A 25,738-nucleotide genomic window follows, 5' to 3' on the forward strand; every position below is an offset into this window, starting at 1 on the left:
CGCCACTATCGGCACCCCGTCGCGGTGCCCCCCTTTTTGTCAGGGCTTTTCATGAGTCAGGTCATCATTCTGGTAGACGATCCCGCCGACTGGGCCGCCTACTATCCCGCCCGCCATCTCCTATCTGCCAAGGACTACCTGCAAGCGCAGCAGCCGGTCTGCACCGACAAGAAAGTGCAGGTAATTAACCTGTGCCGCAGCTATAAATACCTGAGCCCGGGCTATTACTGCTCGTTGCTGGCGGAAGCCCGTGGCCAGCGGGTGTTGCCTTCCGTGCGCACGGTGAATGATCTGAGCCGCAAGGCGCTTTATGGCCTGCATTTTGGCCAGTTCGAAGCGGCCCTGGACAAGGCCATGAAACGCAAGGGTGGCAGTGGTGATCATTTCAGCCTGCTGTTGTTCTTTGGGCATACCGAGCAGGAAGGCCTGGCTGACCTGGGCCGACAGATTTTCGACCAGCTGCCGTGCCCGTTGTTGAAGGTGGATTTTCGACGCCGAGAGCAGTGGGGCATCGAGGCGCTGAAACCGTTGACTCTGAAGCAGCTGAAAGGGGCCGAGGAGGATGCGTTTGCCCGGGCGTTGGAGCAGTTCAATGCCCGAGTGTGGCGTAACCCGCGCCGGCGTCGTGGTGACCGCTACGAGCTGGCCATGCTGGTCAATGAGGAAGAGACGTTGCCGCCCAGCAACAAGACGGCTCTGAAGCGGTTTGTTCGTGCTGGTCGGCAATTGGGTATCAAGGTGGATCTGGTGGGTCGCGATGCCTATACGCGCCTTGGCGAATACGATGGCCTGTTTATCCGTGAGACCACCGCGCTGGATCACCACACCTACCAGTTCGCCCGCAAGGCGGAGCAGGAAGGCATGGTGGTGATCGACGATCCGGGCTCCATTTTGCGCTGCACCAACAAGATTTATCTGGCTGAGTTGATGCAGGCCAAGAACGTTCCTGTGCCGCCAACCGCGTTTGTGTTCAGCGACGATGATGCCCAGATCGACCAGCTGGTTGAAGAACTGAAACTGCCCATGGTGCTGAAAATTCCGGATGGCAGTTTTTCCCGGGGGATCAGCAAGGTGGCCACCCGTGAGGCGCTGGCGGAGGCGTTGCGTGGTTACCTGAAACAGTCCTCCGTGGTGCTGGCGCAGGCGTTCATGTACACCGATTACGATTGGCGCATTGGCGTGCTGAACCACCGCCCGTTGTTTGCCTGCCAGTATTTCATGAGCAAGGGGCACTGGCAGATTTATCACCATCAGAGCAGCGGCAAAACCGCCTCCGGTAACAGCCGAACCTTGCCGGTGCAGGAAGTGCCGCCCAGGGTGCTAAAAGCCGCCTTAAAGGCCGCCCGGTTAATGGGGAACGGCTTGTATGGGGTGGACCTGAAGCAATCCGGCGATGATGTGGTCGTCATCGAGGTGAACGACAATCCCAATATCGATGCCGGGGTGGAGGATGCCTGGCTGGGTGAAGACCTGTATCGGCAGGTGATGCTGGAATTCCTGCGACGTCTGGAGGCCAAGCGCATCGGCCTGCCGGTATAAAGGCGAGTGACGAGAAGCGAGCTACGAGTCGCGAAAAGCCCGTTCGGTTACCGGTTTTCGTTACTCGCCGTCCCTTTCCTGTTGAACACCCCGTGACATCCCCGGTTACCCACATGGATTGCCTTTGCGTCCCCCTTGCTGTCTGATCGGAAAAAAGCACAAGGGACTCTGCATGCAACTTCTTGGTTTATTGCGGCGCGAGCTGCGTAGCGAATGCCGCCAGTGGGTGGCCGACGGGGATATCAGCGAGGAGCAGGGTAACCGGATCCTGGCCCGCTATGGCACCCGGCTGGACGACGATGCGGACAGCTCGTTGGCCTACAAGGTACTGGTCACCGTGGCGATGCTGTTCGTGGGCCTGGCCATACTGTTGCTGGTGTCCGCCAATTGGGAAGAGATTCCCCGTGCGGTGCGCATGCTGGGGCTGATCGCCACCACCATTACTTTGAACCTGATCGGCATCCGGGGTTATCTGAAGCAGGGGGAGGGCAGCGGCTGGCTGTTTCTGGGCGGGATCAGCTACGGCGCCTCCATCATGTTGATCGCACAGATTTATCACCTGGGCGAACATTTCCCCGATGGCCTGTTCTACTGGGCGCTGGGGGTAGCGCCCATGGCCTGGCTGGTACGCAGCCGGTTGTTGGCGCTGTTGATGTTGGCTGTGGCGTTTCTGTGGATGGGGGCGCAAGGTCAATACACGCCGCCCTGGGCCATGGTGCTGTTTCTGGGCGTGGCGGGTGTCATTGCCCTGCGGGCGCATTCCGGAGGCCTGTTGCTGGTTGTCATTGCGGTATTAGTGAGCTGGCTGAACCTGCTACTCGGTTGGGTGTACGGTGACGGCTGGGGGCCGGATTTTGAAGCCGGCCACCTGTCCCTGAATATGGGCTTGCTGGCGTTACTGTATGCATTCAGTCACCAGGCGGCGCAAAGCGAGGCTCATTATCTGCGACGCTCAGGCAGCCTGGTGGGCCTATGGTCACTGCGTGGCTATTTACTGTTGCTGCTGATGTTCTCATTCAGGGAGTTTTCCGAAGGGTATCTGCATGAGCTGGTCGGGCTGGCCGATCCGGGGTTGTGGGCCGCGTTGCTGGCGGCGCTGTTGGCGTCTGTGTGGGTGGTCGTTCGTCGTTTGGGATCCAGTGGCCCCCGCCTGCTGGTGATGCTGTTGCCCTTTTTGCTGCTGGGTATTCATGCCTTTGGGGGTACTGAAATGGCGCGTGGGGATGCGGCATGGCTGTTTGTGGTGGCGATGAATCTGCTGGCGCTGCTGTCTGCCATTGTGTTGATTCAGGAAGGACTCAAGCGCGGGCTGACCCAATACTTCTATAGCGGCATTGTGTTGATACTGCTGCTGGCGTTGATGCGTTATCTGGATCTGTTTGGGGACTATCTGGGGGCGGCGGCCATGTTCCTGGTGGCCGCCGCGGTGCTATACGGCGCTGCCCGCTTCTGGCGGCGACAACAGAATCAGGAGGCGGCAGGCAAGGCCAGCGCCGCCGGGGAGGGGCAATCATGAAGCGCTGTCATGTGATGGGGTTGATGGTGGCCCTTGGGTTACAGGTCGTGGTGATGGCCGGGGTGTTCCTCGGTGGGGTTTATCCATTGTGGGTCGGTGAGGAAATTCGCCTGGAAACCCGGCCGGTGGACCCGCGAGATCTGTTCCGCGGCAATTATGCCCGCCTGGGTTATGACTTCAGCACCGTGGAAGCGTCAGATTTGCGGCCGGGTGATGTGGTGTATTTGCCTCTGGAAAAACAGCCGAATGAAGCGCTGTGGCGGGGCGGTGAGCCCCAGGCTACTGAGCCGGAAACCGGGTTGTACCTGCGGGGTCGCGTGGCCGGCCAGCCCTGGAGCGCAGGCAATACCGTGAAGTATGGCATTGAGGCGTTGTTCGCCCCCAAGGAAAAAGCACTGGCGCTGGAACGACAGTTACGCGATAGCGCGGTGGCGGTGGTACGTGTGGCCCCCAACGGCAAAGCCGCGCTGGTGGCAGTGGAGGCAAAGGCAATTAATAATTAATAACGCGCGATCCAGGTTTCCTGCTTTTGAAACGCAAGAGGCCGCGTCCATGGCTTGGGCGCGGCCTCTTGCGTTGCAGGGTTATACGCGCTTTCACGCGTCGTTATTAATTATTCACTATTAATTCTTAATGGCTTCACCCCATGACTTTCTGGATAAAGCCGGACTCTTTCTCGATGGTTTGTGCGAAGGGCGCCAGGGCGTGCATGCGCTCAATGTGTGCGGCCAGGTTCGGGTAGCTGGCCGGGTCGATCACTTCGCCGCCATGGCGGAAGTTCACCATTTGGCTGGCCAGGGCAATATCGGCGATGGTCATGCTGTCGCCCACCAGGAACTCGCGGCCGTCCAGGGTCTTTTCCAGATAAGCGAATAGCGGCGGGATAGTGGTGGTCAGGGCATGCTGGACCTGTTCTTCATCGCATTCCTTACCGAGCAGCCGCATCACCACGCGGTTACGGAACACCGCAAAGGTGCAGCGCATGGCAAGGTCGTAATCGATGAAACGCTCAAACCAGATGGTCTGGCCCATTTCCATGGCGTCGCTGGGGTAGAGCGCCGGTTGCGGGTGTGTCTTTTCCATCCAGGCACAAATGGCAGCGGAGTCGGCGAGAAACTGACCATCCACTTCCAGTGCAGGAATCCGTTTCATGGGGCTGATCTTTTCATAGCCCTCCGGGGTGTTGTTAGGGTCAATGTGGACGGATTCGAATTCGATCCCTTTCAGTGCCAGAGCAACCCGGGTCTTGCGGACGAAAGGTGACAGGGCGGCCCCGTACAGCTTGATGGACATGTTTCTCTCCCGATAAGTGAATGTTTTTTCGCCAATTTGATGGAATCGGCAGGGTTATAGCGCGTCATTACTAGAGCAGCATGACTTTTTCGGGTCAATGATGGTCTGCGACAAAATTTTTCCTTGACGATTGCCCGGCAGATACCTATTCTACGCGCCGCTTTGACGTACCAAGTCAAGCCCGGGTCCCCTTCGTCTAGTGGCCCAGGACACCGCCCTTTCACGGCGGTAACAGGGGTTCGACTCCCCTAGGGGACGCCACTAATTCGCTAGTGATTAGCTGGCAGCAAGTTTAGCGGGAATAGCTCAGCTGGTAGAGCACGACCTTGCCAAGGTCGGGGTCGCGAGTTCGAATCTCGTTTCCCGCTCCAAACAAGAAAGGGACCCAATCGGGTCCCTTTTTTTTGTGCCGCTCTGCGGCTGCAACGCGCTTCACGCAACACGCATACACGCGACCCACACCTAATCCCCCTCTCATGGTTTGCTTTCGCTATGGCGCTCCGTACACTAAGGCCTGACCCAAAGTGAAGAGACTATGGCGCGCCTACACCCGCGATTGCTGGAAGCCCTTAACCTGTTACCGCAGGACAAACCCGTTCATTTGCTGACGCGGCACTCTGTGCGTGAACTGGCCAAGAACGGTTTTGCGGATTACCGCCTGCCCCTGACGCCGGAAGGCATCGATATGGCCCGGGAGTGGGGTAGCCAGTTGGCGCGTCCGGTGGATGCGTTCTTTTCCAGCCCGGTGGGGCGTTGTGTGAACACCGCCAAGGCCATGGCCGAAGGGGCCCGCAAGGCTGGGCTGCTTGAGACGATTCCCGAGATTACGACCGACACCACCCTGGTAGAGCCAGGCTGTTACGTGGAAGACCTGAACCAGGTTGGCCCCACGTTCCTGAAAATGGGTGCGTTCAAATTCCTTAATCAGCACTTGCAGCAACCCTTTGAGGGCATGCTGTCGCCGGCGGAAGGCCGCGCCAAGCTGGCGCGCTACCTGAGTGAGCGCGAACCGGCCCCGGGGCACCTGAATGTGCACGTGACCCACGACACCATTCTTGCCGTGCTGGTGGCCGAGCTTCACGGGCATCGGCGTATTACCGAGGATGACTGGCCCTGGATGATGGAAGGGCTGTGGCTGTGGTTCAGTGGCGGCCAGCTTCACTGGATATGGCGTGGTGATCACGGCCACCGTGCGCTGTAACCACATTTCTAAACCGATTTCTCCGTTTACCGACTTCTGACGAGGTGTGCCTTGTCCGCGCTGACAATTCGCAATTTGACCAAAACCTATGCCAATGGCGTGCAAGCGCTTAAAGGCATTGATCTGGAGGTGAAGAAGGGCGACTTTTTTGCCTTGCTGGGCCCCAACGGCGCTGGCAAATCCACCACCATTGGTGTGATTAGCTCGCTGGTGAACAAAACCGGCGGGGACGTCAGTATCTTCGGTTACTCTCTGGATACCCAGCGGTCTCTGGCCAAGAAGCAGATTGGTGTGGTGCCACAGGAGTTCAACTTCAACCAGTTCGAAAAAGTGTTTGATATCGTGGTGACCCAGGCTGGTTTCTATGGCATTCCCGCGCCGCTGGCCCGTGAGCGGGCGGAAAAGTATCTGCGCCAACTGGGCCTGTGGGACAAGCGGGACAAACAATCGCGGACCTTGTCCGGGGGCATGAAGCGCCGGCTGATGATTGCCCGAGCGCTGGTTCACGAGCCGGAACTGCTGATTCTGGACGAGCCCACCGCCGGCGTGGATATCGAACTGCGTCGCTCCATGTGGGATTTTCTTACCCGTCTGAATGAGCAAGGCAAAACCATCATTTTGACCACGCACTACCTGGAAGAAGCCGAGTCGCTGTGTCGGCATATCGCCATTATTGATCATGGCATGATCGCGGAAAATACGGACATGAAATCCCTGCTGGAACAGCTGCAGGTGGAGACCTTTGTTCTGGACCTGGCCCGGCCGGTGACCGAGGCTCCGCAGCTGGAAGGTTTTGAGGTATGGCTGCGCGATGCCAAGACCCTGGAAGTGGCGGTGCCGAAAAGCGAAAGCCTCAATACCCTGTTTGTGGAGCTGGCCCGACTCAATTTTGAGGTCATGAGCATGCGTAACAAGGCAAACCGGCTGGAAGAATTGTTTGTGCGGTTGGTCGAGCAGAATCTGCCAGGAGAGCAAGCCTCATGAGTGCACGCGAGCAATGGGTGGCGTTCCTGACCCTGGTGACCAAGGAAATTCGCCGTTTCACCCGTATCTGGCCGCAGACCCTGCTGCCACCGGCAATCACCATGACGTTGTATTTCGTGATTTTCGGCAATCTCATAGGCAGCCGTATCGGAGAGATGGGCGGGTTCGATTACATGCAGTACATCGTGCCCGGGCTGATCATGATGAGCGTAATCCAGAACAGTTACGGCAACGTGGTGAGCTCATTCTTTTCCACCAAGTTCCAGCATTCCATTGAGGAAATGCTGGTCTCGCCGATGCCGTCCCATGTGATTCTCAATGGCTATGTGGTTGGCGGCATGGTGCGTGGCATGCTGGTGGGGCTGATTGTCAGCCTGCTCAGCCTGTTCTTTACTCACCTGTCCATGCAGCATGTCTTTATCACCATCACGGTGGTGGTGCTCACCGCAGCGTTGTTTGCATTGGGCGGTTTCATCAATGCCACCTTCGCCACCAAATTTGATGATATCGCCATCGTGCCCACGTTTATCCTGACGCCGCTGACGTATCTGGGCGGGGTGTTTTATTCCATTGATCTGCTGCCGGAGTTCTGGCGCACCGTGAGCCTGGCAAACCCCATCGTGTATATGGTGAACGCCTTCCGGTACGGGGTGCTGGGCGTGAGTGATGTGAATGTTTATGCCTCGCTGGGCGTCATTCTGGCGTTTGTGATCGCTTTCTACTTATTCGCGCTGTGGTTGCTGCATCGTGGTACCGGTATTCGGCACTAACGAAACCGGTTAAATCCGGCTATGATTAAAGTCAGTCCCATGGACGGGAGTGCCAAGAGGTTATCATGAGCTATCTGAAGGAAACGCCGCTGGGTCGCTCCAGCGAGTATGTGGACGAGTACATGCCTTCGCTGTTGTGTCCGGTGCCGCGCTGGGATGCCCGCGAGTCCCTGGAGCTGGAAGACACCACACTGCCGTTCCACGGTACCGATATCTGGAATGCGTACGAATTGTCCTGGCTCAACGAGAAGGGCAAGCCCCTGGTGGCCATGTGCGAGCTGCGTGTGCCCTGCACCACCCCCAATATTGTCGAGTCCAAGTCGCTCAAGCTGTACCTGAACTCGTTTGCCAATACCCGCTTTGAAAGCCGCGATGCAGTGCGTGCAGCCATCGAAAAAGATGTGGCTCACACCGTGGGTGGCGATATCGAGGTGCTGCTGTATTCGTTGCAAGAGTCTGCCGGTTTCCCCGTCTGGGAAGACCGTGGTGACTGTGTGGACAATATCGATCTGTCCTTTGAGCATTATGAGTACCGTCCGGATCTGTTGCTGTGCGATCAGGGCTCCGAGCAGACTGGCCAGCTCTATTCTCACTTGCTGCGCAGTCATTGTCCGGTCACCGATCAGCCGGACTGGGCTACCGTGGTGATCCGCTATACCGGCCGTGCCATCAGCCCGGCCAGCTTCTTGCGTTATGTGGTGTCACTGCGAAACCATCAGGGGTTTCACGAACAGATTATCGAACAGATCTTCGTGGACCTGATGGCCCAGTGTTCGCCCCGTCACCTGACGGTGTACGGCCGGTTTACTCGCCGGGGCGGCATTGATATCAACCCGTTCCGCTCCAACAGCGAACAACCCCTCCCCAACCGTCGCACCATTCGTCAGTAGCAAGGATGGTGGCGGGTTTTATTTTTCAACAAGGAACCTTTGAATGAGCGAAGAAAATAACAGCAATGGTCTGGCGAAGCAGGAAGAGCGGAGCCTGGGTCTGGCATGCCACCTGTTGGCCTTTGTCGGTATGGTATTTCCGTTCGGCAATATTCTGGGGCCACTGGTGATCTGGCTGGTTAAAAAAGACGATAGTGCCTTCGTGGATGATCAGGGCAAGGAAGCGTTGAATTTCAATATCACTATTTCCATCGCAGGTTTTGTCGCCTTCCTGCTCACCTTCGTGGTTATTGGCGCCATCCTGCTGCCGATTATTGGTATCTTCTGGCTGGTGATGACCATCGTGGCTGCCGTAAAGGCCAATGGTGGAGAGCACTACCGTTATCCGCTGACGATTCGATTGATCAAATAATAGCTAGAAGTTGAAAGTTTAAAGTTGAAACGCGAGTAAGCGTTTTAACCGTTTTCAAATTAAGAGGCCGCGCCTGTGACTTGGGCGCGGCCTCTTTGCGTTCTGATCAGAGTGACCTGTCACGCGTTTCAACTTTAAACTTTTCACTTTCAACTCACGGCCCCAGCGGCCAGCCAAACCCGATCCACACGCCCAACAGTACCGACCACCCCAGCAGCAATGTCAGGCTGTAGGGCAGCATCAGGGCGATCAAGGTGCCGATGCCCGTTTCCGGCTGATAGCGCCGGGCGAAGCCCAGGACCAGCACGAAGTAGGGCATTAACGGGGTGATGATATTGGTACTGGAATCGCCAACCCGGTAGGCCGCCTGGCTGGCCTCGGGGGAAATGCCCAGCAGCATCAGCATGGGAATGAAGACCGGGGCGAGAATGGACCATTTGGCCGAGGCGCTGCCGATCATCAGGTTGATCAGCGCAGTGAGCATGACAAACAGCAATAGCAGAATGACCTTGGGTACCGACAGTGCGCCAAGCCAGGCGGCGCCTTTCACCGCCAGCAGCAGGCCCAGCTGGCTGTAGTTAAACCAGGCCACGAACTGCGCTGCAAAGAACATCAGCACCAGATACCCGGCCATGGATGCCATGGTGGTTTCCATGGCGGTGATAATGTCGCCACTGCTGCGAAATTGCCCGCTGACCCGGCCATACACCGCCCCGCAGATCCCCGCAATCAACGCCACGATGACCACCAGGCCATGAATGAACGGCGAGCCCAGTACGCTGCCGGTGTCGGGGTGGCGCAGTGGCGCGTCACTTGGCAGTACCAGTAACGCCAGCCCGGCGAGCAGCACCACCAGGGTCAAACCCGTCCACCGCATGGCGCGGGGATGAGTATGTGGCACCTCCGGGGAGGCGGCCGTCGCTGCACCGGAATGCGCCAGCCGGGGTTCGGTCAGTTTTCTTGTGACCAGTGTCACCAGCCCGGTCACAAGAAAGGTGGAGGCGATGATGAACCAGTAATTGCCGGTGGCATCCACGGTGCGTTCCGGGGCAATAATATGCGCCGCTTCCGTGGACAGCCCGGCCAGGGTCGCGTCCACCGGCCCCACTAGCAGGTTGGCGCTGAAGCCGCCGGAAACGGCGGCAAAGGCGGTGGCGATACCGGCGATGGGGGAGCGTCCAGCCAGCTGGAATACCAGCCCGGCCAGGGGAATGAGTACCACATAGCCGGCGTCCACGGTCAGGCTGGAGAGCACGCCGGCAAACGCAACGGTGAACACCAGGGTGCTGCCGGAGGCGCGTCGTACCAGGCTGGCCAGGCTCACCGATAGCAGCCCGGACTGTTCTGCCACACCCAGCCCCAGCATGGCGACCAGCACCACGCCCAGTGGCGCAAAACTGGTGAAGTTGCCCACCAGCGTGGTGAAAAGATAGCGCAGGCCGTCACCGTCGAGCAGCGAGCGAGCGTTAATGGTGTCGTCGGTGAGAGGATGAACCTCGGTGATATCCAGTGCGCCCAGTATTGCGGTGAGGGGAAGCAGCAGCAGGCAGAGCCAGACAAATAACAGGGTAGGGTGGGGGAGCCGGTTGCCCAACTGCTCCAACCGAGCTAGCCAGCCGTGGGTATGAGTCATGGATATTCCCCGCAAAATGAACGTCTACTTTAGCGAGTTGAGTGAATCGCGGGCAAGTGATGGTGGAGCGCTATACGCTTGAGGCCTGAGGCCTGACACTAATGCCTGGGAGCTGCCACCCTGTGGCCGCAGGGTTGGGGGGGGGGGGGAGCGTGTTGCGTGCTGCGTGAACCGTATTGCGGCCGCGAAGCGGCATAAAAAAAGCCCCGCGTTTGCGGGGCTTTTATATTTGGCGGTGAGGGAGGGATTCGAACCCTCGATACCTTGCGGTATACACACTTTCCAGGCGTGCTCCTTCGGCCACTCGGACACCTCACCAGATTGTCGTCAAAAGCGCACTGGGCAACTCTTGAGGGCGCGTAGAGTACCGGAGGGCGCGGCGGGAGGCAAGCGTCCCGCCGCCCGGTTGCTCAGGGTTTGAGCAGTGACAACAAAGAGCAGGCTTGATCCACGGCCAGCCAGCTGACCAGGGCGACCTGCACCAGGAAGAAGCCAAAGCGAATCTGTACCAGCCAGTGATTGACGCCAACCAGATGGATCGTGCTCTGGGCCACACGCGCGGCAACGATCCAGGGCAGGAGGGTGTCACTCAGTGCGGTGTTGCCGAGCCACAATGCGGTGGCCACGACAACGATGAGAACGCCGAGCAATTCCAGTGTGTTCTGGTAAGCGCGATGCAGCCGGTTGAGCGGGCAGGCCGGGTTGTAGTGGTAGGGCGGAAACCCGTCCGCTTTGCTCTTGCCGCTCAACACGGCCAGGGAGCGGGCGGTGATCAGCAGGATAAGCAGAAACAGTGCCCAGCCCGCATACGCAAGCAAATAAAGGTGAGTGGTAATAATGGTGATGTCAGCAGTCATGGCAATCCGATCCTCGCAAGATAAAGACCCTGATATTCGCAGACCTGTGTACCGTTGGCACTGGTACCCTGCGCCAAAATTGACAGTGTGGCTTTCCCGCGGCGTTGCAGTCGCTGCTCGAAGCGGTGGATGTCGTCGGCGCTGGCCGAGGCAGTGATATGCATGTCGCTGTCCAGCGGCAGCAGGTACTTCAACCCGGTTTCAACGGCAACCACATCCGCTGTTGCCCCCGCCTGCCGGGCCAACAGGGTCGTCAGGCTCCAGCCCGCCAGGGTCAGCAGGGCCGACTGGCTGCCAGCGAAGAAGGTGCCTTTGTCGTTGTGGTTGGGTGCCAGTGGTGCGGTAAGGGTCAGCGACTGGCCATCGAAGGTCTCAAGCTGAAAATCCAGATGCCGGGTAAGCGGAATGGCATCGCGCACCTGTTCTGCCAGCGTCGCCAGATCCATCATGGCAGTTCGCGGATGAAATCAGCGGGGCTGTCGTTGGGCAGGGATTTCAGGCTGCCCACGGGTTTGCCCAGGTACAGGTAGGCGACGACCTGATCCTTGGCCGCGAAGCCGAGCTTTTCCTTGGCCAGGGTGGAATTGGCCATGGCACCGGTGCGCCACATGGCGCCAATACCCTGGTCGTAGGCGGCGAGCATCATGTTCTGCACTGACGCACCCACCGACAGCACCTGTTCCCAGACCGGAATCTTGTGGCCTTCGGTCACTTCGGCCACGGCGACGATAATGGTAGGGGCACGCAGGGCCTTGCTGCGGGCGATGTTCCGGGCGCGGTTATCGGCGTCGGGTTGTTCCTCAAGCAGGTGGGCGACCATGATGTCGCCCAGGCGCTCGCGCTGGCGGCCCTGTAGAACGATGAAGCGCCAGGGGCGCAGCAGGCCATGATCCGGGGCGCGGATGGCGGCACGCAGCAACATGTCCAGTTGCTCATCGCTGGGGCCGGGGGCTTCCAGGCGCGGGGCGGATACACGGGTGGTCAGGGCGGTGAGGGTGTCCATTCAGGGCTCCTATTACAACGGCGCCATGGTAGCCCGAATTGCAGATAAGTCCCAGTTGCAGGGTGTGCCGGTTTTCCGGTGGCAGGGAATAGCAGACCTTTAGTCATCCCAGTCTTTTTTCTTAGAAGGGAAACCGCTAAGCTTCGCAGAAATCGCGTGAAACCGTTCACATGACCTCCATGACCAAAAAGAAAGCTCGCCGCCCCCAGCTGGGCCCCATGGAGCGGGCGCGCCGTCAGGCAAACTACATCCGGCTATTGGCTTTTCTGGTGGCCGCCATGATTCTGATGGCGGGCCTGAAGCTGAACCTGTTCCCCGAGCTGTACATGCTGGGGGTGGCCGGGCTGCTCATCTATCCCATGTCCGCCCAGGGGTTGTTGTTCCTGTTCGACAAGCAGGACCGGCCCACCAAAACCGTTCACCAGTTGTTAATGCAGGCTGATGCCATGGTGATTGGGCTGGTCTGTGCCTTGCTGCACTTTGCGCTGGTGCCGGCCATGGTGTTGTTGATTATTGTGCATGCCAACTCCGTCAGCAGTGGTGGTCTCAAGCCCTGGTTGCTGAATGTGTTGATGACCGGGGTCGGCGCCTTGTTGATGGGCTGGATGCTGGGCTTTCAGGTGCTGTCGCCGGAACAGACGCCGGTGTTGTTGTCGGTTATTTCCATGCTTGGCCTGGGTATCTATGTGGGCGCCTCCTCCGCGTTTGCCCACCTGCAGGCCCGTTACCTGAAGCAGGCACAGGAGTTGGTGGGGCGCCAGCAGAAGCAGGCGGTGGATATGTCCCGCAAGCTGGCCAAGTACCTGCCGCCCCAGGTATGGGGATCGATTTTTTCCGGCAAACGTGACGCCAAGCTGGAAACCCGACGCAAGCGCCTGACCGTGTTCTTTTCCGACATCAAGGGATTCAGTGCCATCTCCGAAGAGCTGCCGCTGACCACGCTTACCAAAATGCTCAACACCTACCTGAGCGAGATGACGCGCATTGCCCTGCGCCACGGTGGCACCATCGATAAATTCATTGGTGACGCGGTCATGATCTTTTTTGGCGATCCGAAAAGCGAAGGCGCCCAGGAAGATGCCTACCGGTGTGTATTGATGGCCATCGAGATGCAGGAACAAATGAAGCTGCTACGCCAGCGCTGGCAGCGCGAAGGCATCGACCACAAGCTGGAAATCCGTATTGGCATCAATACCGGTTACGCCACGGTGGGCAACTTTGGTACCGATTCGCGCATGGATTACACCATTCTGGGCACGGATGTGAACCTGGCCAGCCGCCTGGAATCCGCCTGCCGCCCAGGTGGCGTGTTGATCTCGGAGGCGACCCAGGCGCTGGTGAATAACCGGATTCAGTGCCGCAGCATGGGCGACATTCAGGTGAAGGGGTTTAACCGACCGATACCGGTGTTCGAGGCGTTGGGTGCCAAACGGGATGCGGGGGCAAAGAACCGTTATGTGTCTGCGCAAACCGATGGGTTTGGCATCCACATCGATCTGGAGCGCATCCGTAATTTCGACAAGAACACGATTCTACGCACCCTGGCTCGCTCCGCCACGGAACTGAAGCAGGACAAAACGGTGGCCGTGGACTATGAAGCGGAAGGCTTCAGTCTGCACGTGCAGAGCGACATCATGAGAAAACGCGACCGTGAAAAAGTCATCGAGATGATGGGCCGCGCTGCGAAAAAAGTGCAGACCGAGGTGAGAGTCTGAGCTACAAGCTACAAGCTACAAGCTACAAGCTACAAGCTCAGACAGGAGAACCGGAAAAGCTCCCCCGGTTTTCCTTTTCAACTTTTTACTTTGAACTTTCAACTGATCTTTCGCGGACAGCCCCGCAGGTCGGCTTAGGCGTAGCCGTAAGCCGACATTCAGAGGCTCCCTAATTCAACGGGAACGCCGTCCAGTTGTCTGCCCACGTCTGCGCGCTGCCCGGGCGCATGGCACCGAGATAATCCGCTGCTTCATCCCAGAACTCTCCCTGCGGAATCGCCGTGGCGCCATTGCGTGCAGGAGAGCGTGAGGTGGGGGCAAAATCCGGGTGGGACGTGCTGGTCGCATCGCGGGTCAGCAGCGGGTCGGTGCCAAACTGGGCGCCCACGGTACGGCTCTGGAAATAACGGCGCTCGTCAAAACCGTTGTCGTCATCATTGTCCATGCTTTCTGCGTCGAAGAACGTCAGGCCCCGGTTGCCGACCTTATGAACCATCATGCTGTTGAACGTGAGCTCGCCTTCCTGAATCCGGCGCACGGTCTCGCCGCCTTTCAGGTCGATGGTTTCCCCGGAGAAGCCGTCAATAATCATGTTATTGAAATGCCCGCCGGTGCCCACTTTGAGGGTCATCGCACGGTGGTATTTTTCATGGCTGCGCGGGCTGATCAGGGTCACGTTATACATGACCGGGGCGGAAATGGGCGTGGCATCCGGATTCGCCTTGAGGTTATCGCCTTCAAAGGCATTGTCACCCACATTGGCATGCTGCTGCGCCACCAGAAACTGTACCCGGCCACGCCAGCCCATATCCCAGTCCAGTGAATCATCCGCGGCACCGGTAATAATGATGTGCTTGAGGTCCACTGTGCCACCGAACACTTCGATACCATCGTCCAGCGCGCGATGGACCTGCACATTGCGGACAATGGTGCTGCTGCCGCAGCCACCCAGGGTCAGGCCATTCAATTCATTGTTGGCGTAGACCTCGAAGCCGGCGAACTCCACGCGAGTGTATTCCATCACACCGCAGGAGCCGTTCGCATCGCTGCCGCCAAAGGCTCCCCGGGTATCGCCGTCGGGAATGCCTTCAATATGCGCGTTGGCCACGTTCACCGGCGCGCTGCCGAGCATGACCACACCGCCCCAGTCACCGGCGGTACGGGTGCCTTCCGGTTGGGTGCTGGTGAATACGATGGGTGCGTTTTCCTGACCACGGGAAAACAGGGTGGCGTCCCGGGTAATCACCAGGGCGGAGCCGGGTTTGCCTTCAATGCGTGTGCCCGGTTCGATGGTCAGGCTGCCGCCCGCTTCCACATAGACAATGCCATCCAGTACCCAGGTGGTGCCGGCATGCCAGGTGTTCTGCCCGAACAGGGAGCCTTTTATGGTTTGCTGTCCGGCGATCATTTGCCGTACCGGGTTATAGGCGAAGTACCCCGTTATGCACAGCACCACGAGGGCAAGGGCCAGCCAAGCATACATGCCTGACGGTTTGCCGGTGGTTGTCTGTCGGCTGCCCAGGGTTTCCGCGATATCCGGGTTGGTCAGTGTGGTCGGCAGGCTGGCGGAAGGGCGTTTGTGGAGCAATACGCCGTCCCGGTTGGCTTCCTGCAGCTTCAGCCCCAATGTCCGGATTTTTCGGTTGTCACTTTGAATGGCGCGGGTAATGATTTCCGCTCGGTAGACCGGGTCGTTCAGCAGCGTGTTGAAATGCACAAATCGCAGACTGCTGTCATTTTCCTGATCAAAGTTCTGTTTAAGCTGCCACAACAACTCGACCAATTGTGCACGCGGTGATGAAACTGCATCGACCATACATCCCCCCAAACGGATATCACGCAATCACCAGAAGGGGGGCAGTGTGTAAAATAAATATGACAGTAGGGTGAAACAAGCGACGAGTTGCGAGCTACAACATGATAGATAGTAAAGGCTGGAAACGTGCTCCAGCTTTCGGGTTTTCTACGAAGCCGCTGTAGGCGTTCCTCTTGAGGGATGAATCCGAGCTAGGGCCGGTCAGGCATCCGGGTTCGACAGGTCAGCAAAAAGGGGAACCCGATGCCTCTGTTGCCTCGCTGCGCTCGGTTCGTCCCCTGGAAGGGAACTCCTACCCATTCTTCGCGGGCGGGGCGGTTGCCGTGTGGCGTCCCGTCCCCCGCCCTCAACCAGCGTTGCTGCTTGTTGCTTTGTTACTTGCCGAGAATGGCGTCAGCCGCTTTTTCGGCAATCATCACGGTCGGGGCATTGGTGTTACCGCCAATGAGTGTCGGCATGATGGAAGCATCTACCACGCGCAGGCCTTCCAGGCCGTGTACGCGCAGTTCCGCGTCCACCACTGCCATGTCATCACTGCCCATTTTGCAGGTGCCCACGGGGTGATAGATGTTGTCGCACTTCTGGCGCAGGAACTCGCGGATCTCTTCATCACTCTGCGTGTCCTTGCCCGGGAAGAGCTCTTCGCCGCGCCAGTCATTCAGCGCCTGTTGGGCCATGATCTTGCGCAGGGCCTTAACGCCGCGAACCATGCCTTCCATGTCGTCCGGGTGCTCCAGGAAGCGCGGATCGATCAGCGCTGGTGAGCGCGGGTTGGCATCACGCAGGGTAATATTGCCGCGGCTTTTCGGGCGCAGGATGCAGACATGGCCGGAGTAGCCGTAGCCCATGCTGAACAAGGTGTTGAGGCCGTGATTGTCCAGCTTGGCCGCGGTCAGGTGCAGCTGCAGGTCCGGGATTGTCTCTTCCGGGCGGGATTTAATGAACCCGCCGGCTTCCGCCACGTTGGAGGTAAGCTGCCCATTACGGCGGTAGAAGAAATTGAAGATGCCTTTCAGGCCCGTGGTGAGCAGCGCGCCGGGGGCCAGGCTCAGGGTGTCTTTGCGCAGACTCTTGTGCACCACCAGAGCATCCGGGTGATCCTGCAGGTTTTCGCCGACACCGGGTAGCTCATGAACCAGCGGGATGTTGTGCTCGGCCAGCTCGGCAGCCGGGCCCACCCCGGACAATTTCAGTACCTGGGGAGAGTTGATCGCACCGCCCGACAGGATGACTTCGTTGTCCGCTTTCAGGGTGCGAATCTGCCCGTTGTGTTCCACTTCCACACCGATGGCGCGCTTGCCTTCGAACAGGATGCGGTTTACCAGTGCACTGGTGAGTACGGTCAGGTTGGGGCGATCCATTACCGGGTGCAGGTAGGCCTTGGACACGCCGCAGCGCTCACCATCCTTCTGGTTGACCTTGTACATGCCCACGCCTTCCTGGACATCATTATTGAAGTCGTCGGTGGCGGGGTGACCGGCTTCCACGCCGGCCTTGATAAAGGCACTGCTCACCGGGTGGGTGAAACGCAGGTCGGCGATGTTCAGCTTGCCGCCGGTGCCATGGAAGGGGCCTTCACCGCCTTCATAATGCTCAGAGCGTTTGAAAACAGGGAGTACGTCGTCAAAGCCCCAGCCCTTGTTACCCAGGGCGGCCCAATGGTCGTAGTCCGATTGGTGGCCACGGGTATAGCACATGGCGTTGACGGCGGAGGAGCCGCCCAGGGTCTTCCCGCGGGGAATATAAAGCTGGCGGTTGTTGAGGGCCTTCTGCGGCACGGTGTAGTAACGCCAGTTCCGTGCGTTGGAGCGCATCATCAAAATGATGCCTGCCGGTATGCGAATGAACAGGCTGTTATCGGCGGGGCCGGCTTCGAGCAGGCATACGCGATTATTCGGATTTTCGGAAAGGCGGTTGGCGAGTACGCAGCCGGCAGAACCGGCGCCGACAATGATGTAATCAAACTGCATGGTGTCTGCCTTCGGCTAATGGCACAGTAAACAGAGCATTCTAGGAATTTGGCCCATGAAAACGAGGTTTGTTTGTGACCGGCAAGTCCAATGTATACCACGCTGGGTGGCGCTGTCTTTGGCCCTAATGCCTGTTCTGGCGGTTTCGGGCGCGCCGCAGGGCTGGAGGGAAGTGGAGTTCGCGGGGCATACGGAGTACCGGCAAGTGAACGGTTGCTGGCAAGCTCTTGCGAAAGGAACGGCCTCGGGCCTGGTGAGGGAGCAGGAGGTGGATCTCAACCAGACACCCTGGCTGACCTGGCAGTGGCAGGGTGAAGTCATCCCGCCCTGGCCTGACACGCTGGAGCAAACCAAGGCGGGGGATGACTTTCAGGCTCGCGTGTACGTGGTGAAAAAAGGCTGGTTGCCCTGGCAGACGCGCGCCATCAACTATGTCTGGTCCCGTGACGCTGAGCCTGGCGCCCATTGGCCCAACCCGTTTGCCAGCCAGGCAGAGATGGTCGTGGTGCAGGGGCCGGGTGGTGCCGGCCCCTGGCACCGGTTCTCGCGCAATGTGCAGGCTGATTTCAAGCGCTTTCATGGCATGGAGGTGGATGTGGTGGATGCCGTGGCGATCATGACGGATGGCGATAATACCGGCACGCGGGTAGTGAGCTGTTACCGTTTGCCGGTGTTTCGTGCTGCTGCACAGGATGAACGAGAGTGAAGAAACGGATAAGCGAGGGATAAGGGAGGATAAAGAAAGTTGCGGCCATCACCGCGAGCTGTTTATTATTTATTCAATCCGGTGTCTGTGATTAGCCTGTCGAGGCAGATTAATCAGAGATAACCGGGTAAAGGCGCTGCCATCGTGTTCATACACAGCCACAGGCAATTCACTTTCCTCCGCCGGTCCGTGCCGGACGGTGCCCCTGCCTCTCCCTGTCCCTTGCTGCCGCCCCTTGTGTCGCAGAATCGTCATTACTTTACGTTTATATCTGACACAGCCGTGCCTGATCACATTGCTGAGGTTGCCCATGAGTGAACGGATTCTGCGTCTGGATAAAGCCGGTACACCGGTCGAGTGGCTCGACTGGCAAATGGCCGCCACCCTGTATGCGCGCGGCTTGGTGACCTGGACGCTGGGGGATGTGATCTTCCAGCTGCATGGCGGCACCAGCCGCCTTACGGGCACCCGTTCCTGCCTGTCGCTGCATTCGATCATCGCCTGCGATGGCGTGACCCATAACCACAGGCGCCCAGCACCGCCTTTGACCAACCGGGCGTTGTTCCGTCGCGACCAGCATCTGTGCCTTTATTGTGGCAAACCGTTTCCTGAAAATGTGCTCACCCGTGATCATATCGTGCCCACTTCGCGGGGGGGCAGGGACCGCTGGCTGAATGTGGTATCAGCCTGTCGGCGTTGTAACCAGCGCAAGGGCAGTCATCGGCTTGACGAAATTGAGATGGAATTACTGGCGTTGCCCTACGTGCCTAATATGGCCGAGTACCTGGCGCTGATTAACAGCCACCGTATTCGCGGCGATCAAATGGAGTTTCTGCGCAGTCAGTTTGGTAAAGAAAGCCGGTTGTTATAAAACAAAATGTAAAAAATGCAGAGGCCGCTGCGTTTTTATTTATCCCGTGACTGTTTCACTTACCATATTTCACTTTGTCTTGATGGCAATTCAGTTACACTGAAATAGCGTTCGCATTTTATTGCCCAGGGGATAATCCATTCGCCACGTTATTTTCTCTTTCTGCTGCTTGATTGCTGTTGCCGCCAGCGCGGTAGAGAGCGGGACTGATTCCAAAACGGCGGCTTTTTATTACGGCCCGGATATCCCATGGCCTTCATTGGCCGCGTATGACTTTCCTGTGGTGGAGCCGGACCAGGCCGACAGCGTGCCGCAGGCGTATCGGGACGATGACTTTTATGCCTACGTGAGCCTGGGGGAGGTGCTGGCCCAACGGCATTATTTTGCCGGGCTGGACAAGGCCTGGTTGCTGGGCGAGAACCCGGACTGGGGCTCGTTCATTCTTGATCAATCTTCTCCGGCGCTACGCCGTTATTTTATCGATGCGGTGATCGAGCCGCTCTGGGCCCAAGGCTACCGTGGCTTTTTCCTCGACACCCTGGACAGTTACCAGCTGGTTGCCAAAGACGAGGCCGAGCGTGAACGCCAGCGGCAGGGGCTGGCAGCGCTGATTAATGCCATCGCCGAGCGCCATCCCCAGGCGGGTTTTATTTTTAACCGTGGTTTCGAACTGATGCCGCTGGTGCAGGCCCGGGTGGATGCGGTGGCGGCCGAGTCCCTCTACCAGCGGTGGTTGCCGGACAAGGATCAGTTTACTGCTGTCCCGGAAGAAGACAGGGCCTGGCTGCTGGGCCAGTTTGAACAGGTCCGTGAGCGTTATGGCGTCAGCACTATCGCCATTGATTATGCGCCTCCTGCGTCCCGTGACCAGGCGCGCAAGATCGCCAGCGACATTGCTCAACACAACGTCATTCCCTGGGTCACTAACCCGGCGCTGGACATGATGGGCGTGGGGGAGCTGGAAATCCTGCCCCGCCAGGTGCTGCTGGTGTACGGCGGCAGCTCGGAGCGCACCTGGGAATTGACCGATGCGGTGCGCTACGGGCTGATGCCCCTGCAGTTTCAGGGCCTGGTGCCGGATATTCGTGCGGTGGATGCGCCCATGCCGGCGGGCACACTGGCCGGCCGCTACGCGGGCATTGTTATCTGGCTGGAAGATTCGGAAGTCGCCAGTGATGGCTTTGAAGACTGGCTGGCGCAACAGAAAGAGGCTGGCGTGCCCATCCTTATGCTGGGTTATCCTGCCATTGACCCGCAGGGCCCCCATGCCCGGGACTTCGGTTTTGAATCGCGCAACACGCCGGCAAGCCCGCCACAGATTGTTTCTCAGCACCCGGACATGGGCTTTGAGATTCCGTTGCCGAAACTGCTGGAGCTGTCTGCGCCGGTGGACAACGACAACGCCACTCCCTGGTTAAAATTACGCAGCGAGAACCAGACGTTTACCCCCGCAGCGACAACCTCCTGGGGCGGTTACGCCTTCCAGCCCTTTCTGATTCGTTCCATTTTGCCCGGCGTGCAAGGCGACGGCATGGATCGCTGGGTGTTGAACCCGCTCAGTTTTACCCGCGAAGCGCTGCAATTGCCCGACATGCCTATTCCGGACGTGACCACCGAAAACGGGCGGCGACTGTTGTTTGCGCACATGGACGGCGATGGTTTCCCCAGCCTGGCAGAAGTGGAAGGGTACCGGGGGCGGGCGGATGCCCTGGTGCTGCTGGATGAAATTCTCGAGAAATTTGATATTCCCACCACCATCTCCGTGATTGAAGGGGAAGTGTCCAGCGATGGGCTGTACCCCAAAATGGCCCCCGAACTGCAGCGTATTGCCCGTGCCATGTTTGCTCTGCCCCATGTGGAAGCGGCAACGCACACTTACTCGCATCCCTTTTTCTGGTACGACGCCCAGGCAAACCCCGGGGAGCTGTACGGGCCGGAAGGGCAGCTGCGGCTACCGCTGCCGGACTACCGCATGGACCCGGTGCGTGAAGTGGTGGGGTCGGCCAATTATATCGAGCGCGAGCTGTTACCGCCGGGCAAGAAGACCCGCATGGTGCTGTGGAGTGGTGACACCATTCCCACACCGGAAGCGCTGAAAGCGGCCCGTGAAGGTGGGCTGTTGAACATGAACGGCAGCGACACGACCATTACCAACAGCGCGCCCACCTGGACACTGGTGAAGGGCATTGGCATCCCGAAAGGGGATGAATACCAGGTCTATGCGCCCAACCAGAACGAGAATATTTATACCAATGAGTGGACCGGGCCTTTCTATGGGTTTGAGCGGGTTATTGAAACCTTCAAACTGACCGAAACGCCTCATCGCTTCAAGCCGGTGGATATTTACTACCACACCTATATTGCCAGCAAGAATGCGTCACTGGAGTCCCTGCGGCGGGTGTATCAATGGGCCAGCGATCAGCCGTATTTTCCGCTGTTCGCATCGGACTACAGCCGCAAAGTGCTGGATTTCAACGACATGGTGATCGGCCGCCGGGGCGATCAATGGTGGATTCAGGGCAACGGCCAGCTACGTACGTTACGATTGCCGGACGGGCTGGCGCTTCCCGCCTTGGCACAAAGCAGTGGTGTGGCCGGCTACCGCGAGGACAAGCCCGGGCGTTATGTGCATTTGAGCGGTGAGCAGGCACATTGGCGAGGCCAGGCATCCAGCGAGAACGGCAGCCGGGTGCCGTATTTGCAGCAGGCGAATGGCCGGCTGACGACTTTTTCCCGCGACGGGCGAAACCTGCGCTTCTCTCTGGAAGCCATGACGTCGCTGGCGTTTTCCCTGGGCAATGCCCGGGGCTGCACGTTGTCTCATCAGGGAAAAACACTGAAACCTGCCGGCAAGGAAGGCCGGCTCTACCACTACAGGAGTGCGGCGCGTGAGCTCAATGAGCTACGGCTACAATGTCCGCACTGAACGGCTGCGGGTTCTTGGTCTACCGGAATTATTTGCCTTTCTGATTCTTATCGGGGTGGTGTGCTGGATGGTGTTCCCGCGGGACCTGTCTTCGTCCCTGCGTAGTGCGCGGCTGGACGCGGTGACGTTCAGCTATATGCAAGCCTGGCTGAAAGCCAAGCCGGATGACCACGAATTGCGCCTGTTGATGGCCCGGGAATTGATTCTGCAAGGTGATTTCGTGGCGGCAGATGAGCAGCTGCAAGTCGTGACTGCGGACAGTAATGGGCGCTATGACACCCAGATTGCCTGGCTGGAACTGCGCCGGGATTTTACCCGTTTGATGGCCATAGATGCTGACAACCGCCGTGGCACCATGCTTGAGCATGAAACCCTGACCCGTTTGCGCGGGATTGACTGGGCGGCCCTGAACAGTGAAAAACGCATTCGTTTCGCCGAGATGGCTCTGGCCATGGGCAGCGTGGACCTGGCGGTGCAGGCCTATCGCCGGTTGGCTGACAGCGCGGCCAACCCCAGCCAGTGGTACGTCAAGGCGGCGAAAGTACTGCTTGCCCACGGGCGCTATTCCGAGTCTGCGGATGCCTACATTGCAGCCATGGATGCGCGCGGCAATTACACGGTGCGTAAACGCTATTTCCTCGCCGCACTCAGCGCACTGCAGTCGGGTAGCCTGCATGACAAGGCGCTGCGCCTGGCTCAGGCGCGGGAGCGTGCTTTTTATAACGACAAGGCGGTGTTGTACCGCTTGATGACCCTGGCCCAGGCCGGCGGCAACATGCCCCTGGCCGAGCACTATGCGGTGTTGTTACTGAGTCTGCCGTCCGAGGAGGGCAGCCGATGACCCGCCGCTCGCTGATACGACGATGGCTCCATGCGGCCATTTTTCCCTTGGCGCTGTCTACCGTACCGCTTGCTCATGCGGACACGCCGGCACCCTATGTGGAGCGCTACTACGACCGCAGCTACCAGGTGTTCGTGGGGTCGGGGAACCTGGTTCGGGCCCGGCAGGTGGCTGAGAATGCGCTTTACTGGCGCCCGGATGATGAACGCTGGTGGCGCCGGCTGGCGGAGATATCCCGTTGGCAGGGGGATCCGGAAACCTCACTGAAAGCCTGGCGGCAGGTGGCTTTGCGCAGTAATGATCCGGAGGCCTGGAAGCAGGTGCTGGTGTTGGCACCGCTGACTTACAGCAACCGCCTCGCGCTGCGGGCCAACAAGGCGCTGTTGAGCGCCTCTCCCTACGATGCCGACATCATTGCCACCATCAGTCAGCAGTATGAGCTGCTGGGGCAACCGGATGAGGGCCTGCGTTTCTTCGCAGACTGGCGTCGGCGTTACCCCAGTAAAGCGGCATTACGGGAAATGCAGCGGCTCGCCTTGAATCAGGGTGAGGATGTGCTGGCTGCGCGCTACTCCCGTGAATACATGGACCGCTTTGGCCCGGAAGAGGCCATGGCTGCCCAGGCGGCAGACCTGTTCTGGCTTAATGGCCAGCGCGAAAAAGCCCTGCAGGACCTGGACCGTGACGCCAGTGATTTAGCCTATTCGCCGGCACTGGCCCGGCGTATTGCGGTGATGGCCGGAGAGTTGGGCGAGTGGGATCTGGCGCTGGATCGTTACCAGCAATTGGTGGATCACGACGACGACCAGATTACCGATTTGTATCATTACATCACCCTGGCCCGTTATTACCGCCCGGATCGTGTGGCATCACTGATGGATCGGGCCTGGCAGAAGAACCGCAATCCGCAATTTGCCTTGGGGGCGCTCTATCAGCTGAACGATCGCCGTGATGATGAGGCCATTGATGTTTTCCTGTCAGGGTTGAGTGAAGAGCAGTGGCAAACGCTGATACAGACTCCGGAATTTCTGCGCTTCTATGCCAACCTGCAATTGCGTCGCGGGGACCCGCAAGCCGCGCAGCGCTGGTTGCAGAAAGCACTGGCCCTGAATCCGGCTGACCGGGAAACCCGGGTCAGCTGGATGTGGCTGCTGATTGCCACCGGCCAGGACCGGGAGCTTCGCCAGGCCCTGGTCACCTGGGAAGGCGCGGCCCGAAGTGATCGGCGCTACTGGGAAGTGCTGTCGGCGTCACACATGGCATTGGGCAATGCGGAACAGGCCCTGCGCTATGAAACCGAATTACTGAAAACGGCCCGTCAGAACTGGGAGCGTCAGTGGTATTACGCCCAGGCGTTGATTGCCACCGGTCGAAACGGGCAGGCCTGGCCTGTGCTGCGGCACCTCAAGGAACAATTGCCCTTGACGGTCGAGCCGCAAAAGCAGGCGATTTACCGGGATATGCAATTGACGTTGAGTCTGTTGTTTGACGATGGCGATACCTCGCTGAAGCTGGCTCGGACGCAAACGCAAGGCATGGATAGTGATCCGGTGGCCCGGGCCGAGTGGTTGGCGCAATGGGCGATCGGGCAGTCAGAGCCTTTGCTGGCCCAGAGTTGGTATTTGCGTAAACAGCAGGCGCAAGGGGCGCTCAAAGCCGGCTCGGCACTGGCTTTTGCACTGGTGCAGGATGATCTGGACGCGGTGGCGCAGATCCGTGAGCAGTATCAGGGCCAACTTACCCTGTCCGAGCAGCTGGAAGCCCAGGTACGGCTGGATGAACCGCGCCGTGCTACCAGTACCTTCATGGCCATTCAGGCCGGGTCGCCGGAACTGGCCGGCAGCAATAACCTGCAGGAAAGCCTGCTATTGCCCATGGCCCGCTCGTCACAGTTTCATATTGAACAGCGCCGTTTGGGGGCGCTGGATATTCAGGATCTGCAGTTTGTGCAGTACCAGCCGCTCAGTGATTTCACCCAGCTGTCTGTGGAAGCCCGCCAGCGCAATTTCAGCAGCAATGATGATGAACTGCTGCAAATCAGTGATGACGAGCAGCGGCTGTCGATGGCGCTGGCTTACCAGCGTGAGCGGTTCCGCAGCCGCCTGGAGCTGGGCCAGCGCAACCTGTTGGGCAACAGCGAAACCATGGCGGATCTGGAGCTGGGCGCCAACTGGACCCGGTACTGGTCCGGTAGCCTGAATTACCAATGGCGCATGCCCGCAGATGAGTCGTCCCTGCTGATTCTCGGTGCGTCGCGCACGGGTAGCCAGTGGTTGCTGAACTGGACGCCATCTTCTACCTGGCAAAGCAGTGTGGATTGGGCCAACTATGACTATCAGGATCTCAATGACAGTGATCTGGGCAGCGGCAGCATTATCAATGCCCAGAGCACCTGGCGCCCCTGGTTGTCGCGCTTCTCTCCCGGGGTACGGGTGAGGCATACCCAGGCAGACTTTACCGCCGGTGAAGACAGCATGGCCGAAGTGCGTGCCTTGCTGCCGCCGGGTGCCCAGACGTTACCGCTGCCGCAGGACTATCACGAGTCGGAAGTGGTGCTCCTGCTGGGCCAGCCGGATGTGCATATTCGTCCGCACCGTTTGCAGGGCTGGGCAGAAATAGGTTACAGCCATAACAGTCTTTCGGGAGCGGGTTTTACCGGCCGCTTCGGTGTGGAAGGGCCGCTGATCGGCCGGGATGAATGGAAGCTGTATGCAGAACAACAGCTCAATAGTGGGGGCAGTGGTGAAGACAGCTACCGCTTCGGGCTGCAATATAGAGTTTATTACTAGGAGTGA

The 25,738-nt window shown here is 58.9% G+C and carries 21 protein-coding genes and 3 tRNA genes; 16 read left to right on the forward strand and 8 right to left on the reverse strand.

From position 1 onward, the window contains the following. Positions 1-51: 51 nt before the first annotated feature. The 3 genes from F1529_RS09690 to F1529_RS09700 all read left to right on the forward strand — a co-directional run bounded on the left by F1529_RS09690 (position 52) and on the right by F1529_RS09700 (position 3,558). A complete protein-coding gene (locus F1529_RS09690; protein WP_155134192.1) occupies positions 52-1,539 on the forward strand; it encodes a RimK family protein in 1,488 nt (495 codons plus the stop codon). A 172-nt stretch (positions 1,540-1,711) separates the two neighbouring features. Continuing rightward, on the forward strand, positions 1,712-3,055 hold the full coding sequence (locus F1529_RS09695) for a DUF2157 domain-containing protein (RefSeq protein ID WP_155134195.1): 1,344 nt from the start codon (positions 1,712-1,714) through the stop codon (positions 3,053-3,055). Further along, entirely contained in the window at positions 3,052-3,558 is a 507-nt protein-coding gene (locus F1529_RS09700) for a GDYXXLXY domain-containing protein (protein WP_155134198.1), read from the forward strand. The genes F1529_RS09695 and F1529_RS09700 overlap by 4 nt, the downstream gene beginning before the upstream one ends. Positions 3,559-3,694: 136 nt before the next feature. Here the strand turns inward: F1529_RS09700 and F1529_RS09705 are convergent, their stop codons facing one another. Then, positions 3,695-4,348, reverse strand: a complete 654-nt coding sequence (locus F1529_RS09705; protein ID WP_155134201.1) for a glutathione S-transferase family protein — start codon at positions 4,346-4,348, stop codon at positions 3,695-3,697. Positions 4,349-4,533: 185 nt separating this feature from the next. On the opposite strand from F1529_RS09705, the gene F1529_RS09710 reads away from it, so the two are divergent. The 7 genes from F1529_RS09710 to F1529_RS09740 all read left to right on the forward strand — a co-directional run bounded on the left by F1529_RS09710 (position 4,534) and on the right by F1529_RS09740 (position 8,605). Then, positions 4,534-4,609 (forward strand) — tRNA-Glu (locus tag F1529_RS09710). A gap of 34 nt (positions 4,610-4,643) precedes the next feature. Next, a tRNA-Gly gene (locus F1529_RS09715) sits at positions 4,644-4,719 on the forward strand. 164 nt (positions 4,720-4,883) lie between these two features. Next, on the forward strand, positions 4,884-5,549 hold the full coding sequence (locus F1529_RS09720) for a histidine phosphatase family protein (protein ID WP_007148373.1): 666 nt from the start codon (positions 4,884-4,886) through the stop codon (positions 5,547-5,549). 51 nt (positions 5,550-5,600) lie between these two features. Then, entirely contained in the window at positions 5,601-6,533 is a 933-nt protein-coding gene (locus tag F1529_RS09725; RefSeq protein WP_007150517.1) for an ABC transporter ATP-binding protein, read from the forward strand. Next, entirely contained in the window at positions 6,530-7,303 is a 774-nt protein-coding gene (locus F1529_RS09730) for an ABC transporter permease (protein ID WP_155134204.1), read from the forward strand. Before F1529_RS09725 ends, F1529_RS09730 begins: the two co-directional genes overlap by 4 nt. A gap of 65 nt (positions 7,304-7,368) precedes the next feature. Next, on the forward strand, positions 7,369-8,193 hold the full coding sequence (queF, locus tag F1529_RS09735) for an NADPH-dependent 7-cyano-7-deazaguanine reductase QueF (protein WP_007151626.1): 825 nt from the start codon (positions 7,369-7,371) through the stop codon (positions 8,191-8,193). A gap of 43 nt (positions 8,194-8,236) precedes the next feature. Continuing rightward, the gene (locus F1529_RS09740) at positions 8,237-8,605 is read left to right on the forward strand and encodes a DUF4870 domain-containing protein (RefSeq protein ID WP_007149348.1); all 369 of its coding nucleotides are present in this window, start codon (positions 8,237-8,239) and stop codon (positions 8,603-8,605) included. 154 nt (positions 8,606-8,759) lie between these two features. Here the strand turns inward: F1529_RS09740 and F1529_RS09745 are convergent, their stop codons facing one another. From F1529_RS09745 to F1529_RS09765, 5 genes are all read right to left on the reverse strand, one after another. Next, positions 8,760-10,238 (reverse strand): AbgT family transporter, encoded by a 1,479-nt coding sequence (locus tag F1529_RS09745; protein ID WP_155134207.1) that lies wholly within the window; start codon positions 10,236-10,238, stop codon positions 8,760-8,762. 230 nt (positions 10,239-10,468) lie between these two features. After that, positions 10,469-10,556, reverse strand: a tRNA-Ser gene (locus F1529_RS09750). Between the two features lie 92 nt (positions 10,557-10,648). Further along, positions 10,649-11,095, reverse strand: a complete 447-nt coding sequence (locus F1529_RS09755; protein WP_155134210.1) for an MAPEG family protein — start codon at positions 11,093-11,095, stop codon at positions 10,649-10,651. Then, positions 11,092-11,544, reverse strand: coding sequence for a YiiD C-terminal domain-containing protein (locus F1529_RS09760; protein WP_196220387.1), 453 nt, complete (start codon positions 11,542-11,544; stop codon positions 11,092-11,094). The genes F1529_RS09755 and F1529_RS09760 overlap by 4 nt, the downstream gene beginning before the upstream one ends. Then, entirely contained in the window at positions 11,541-12,098 is a 558-nt protein-coding gene (locus F1529_RS09765; RefSeq protein WP_155134213.1) for a nitroreductase, read from the reverse strand. Before F1529_RS09765 ends, F1529_RS09760 begins: the two co-directional genes overlap by 4 nt. 170 nt (positions 12,099-12,268) lie before the next feature. Between F1529_RS09765 and F1529_RS09770 the strand changes: the two genes are divergently transcribed. Beyond that, positions 12,269-13,813 carry an adenylate/guanylate cyclase domain-containing protein gene (locus F1529_RS09770; RefSeq protein ID WP_155134216.1) on the forward strand — a complete coding sequence of 515 codons (1,545 nt, stop codon included), beginning with the start codon at positions 12,269-12,271 and terminating at the stop codon, positions 13,811-13,813. Positions 13,814-13,982: 169 nt separating this feature from the next. On the opposite strand, the gene F1529_RS09775 is transcribed toward F1529_RS09770, so the two are convergent. Together F1529_RS09775 and F1529_RS09780 are read right to left on the reverse strand one after the other, a co-directional pair. Continuing rightward, positions 13,983-15,629, reverse strand: a complete 1,647-nt coding sequence (locus F1529_RS09775; protein ID WP_155134219.1) for a hypothetical protein — start codon at positions 15,627-15,629, stop codon at positions 13,983-13,985. Between the two features lie 374 nt (positions 15,630-16,003). After that, on the reverse strand, positions 16,004-17,599 hold the full coding sequence (locus F1529_RS09780; protein ID WP_007151117.1) for a GMC family oxidoreductase: 1,596 nt from the start codon (positions 17,597-17,599) through the stop codon (positions 16,004-16,006). Between the two features lie 127 nt (positions 17,600-17,726). Between F1529_RS09780 and F1529_RS09785 the strand changes: the two genes are divergently transcribed. From F1529_RS09785 to F1529_RS09805, 5 genes are all read left to right on the forward strand, one after another. After that, entirely contained in the window at positions 17,727-18,305 is a 579-nt protein-coding gene (locus tag F1529_RS09785) for a DUF3047 domain-containing protein (protein ID WP_155137263.1), read from the forward strand. A gap of 310 nt (positions 18,306-18,615) precedes the next feature. Next, the gene (locus tag F1529_RS09790) at positions 18,616-19,176 is read left to right on the forward strand and encodes an HNH endonuclease (protein WP_155134222.1); all 561 of its coding nucleotides are present in this window, start codon (positions 18,616-18,618) and stop codon (positions 19,174-19,176) included. A 259-nt stretch (positions 19,177-19,435) separates the two neighbouring features. Then, positions 19,436-22,102, forward strand: coding sequence for a bifunctional glycoside hydrolase 114/ polysaccharide deacetylase family protein (locus F1529_RS09795; RefSeq protein WP_230457754.1), 2,667 nt, complete (start codon positions 19,436-19,438; stop codon positions 22,100-22,102). Then, complete coding sequence (locus F1529_RS09800) at positions 22,074-22,943, forward strand: lipopolysaccharide assembly protein LapB (RefSeq protein ID WP_155137266.1); 870 nt, start codon at positions 22,074-22,076, stop codon at positions 22,941-22,943. The genes F1529_RS09795 and F1529_RS09800 overlap by 29 nt, the downstream gene beginning before the upstream one ends. Beyond that, positions 22,940-25,732: a tetratricopeptide repeat protein gene (locus F1529_RS09805; protein ID WP_155134228.1), complete on the forward strand. Its 2,793-nt coding sequence runs from the start codon at positions 22,940-22,942 to the stop codon at positions 25,730-25,732. The genes F1529_RS09800 and F1529_RS09805 overlap by 4 nt, the downstream gene beginning before the upstream one ends. The last annotated feature ends 6 nt before the right edge of the window (positions 25,733-25,738 follow it).

The sequence above is a fragment of the Alcanivorax sp. VBW004 genome, from assembly GCF_009718865.1.
In the GTDB taxonomy this organism is placed as follows: domain Bacteria; phylum Pseudomonadota; class Gammaproteobacteria; order Pseudomonadales; family Alcanivoracaceae; genus Alcanivorax.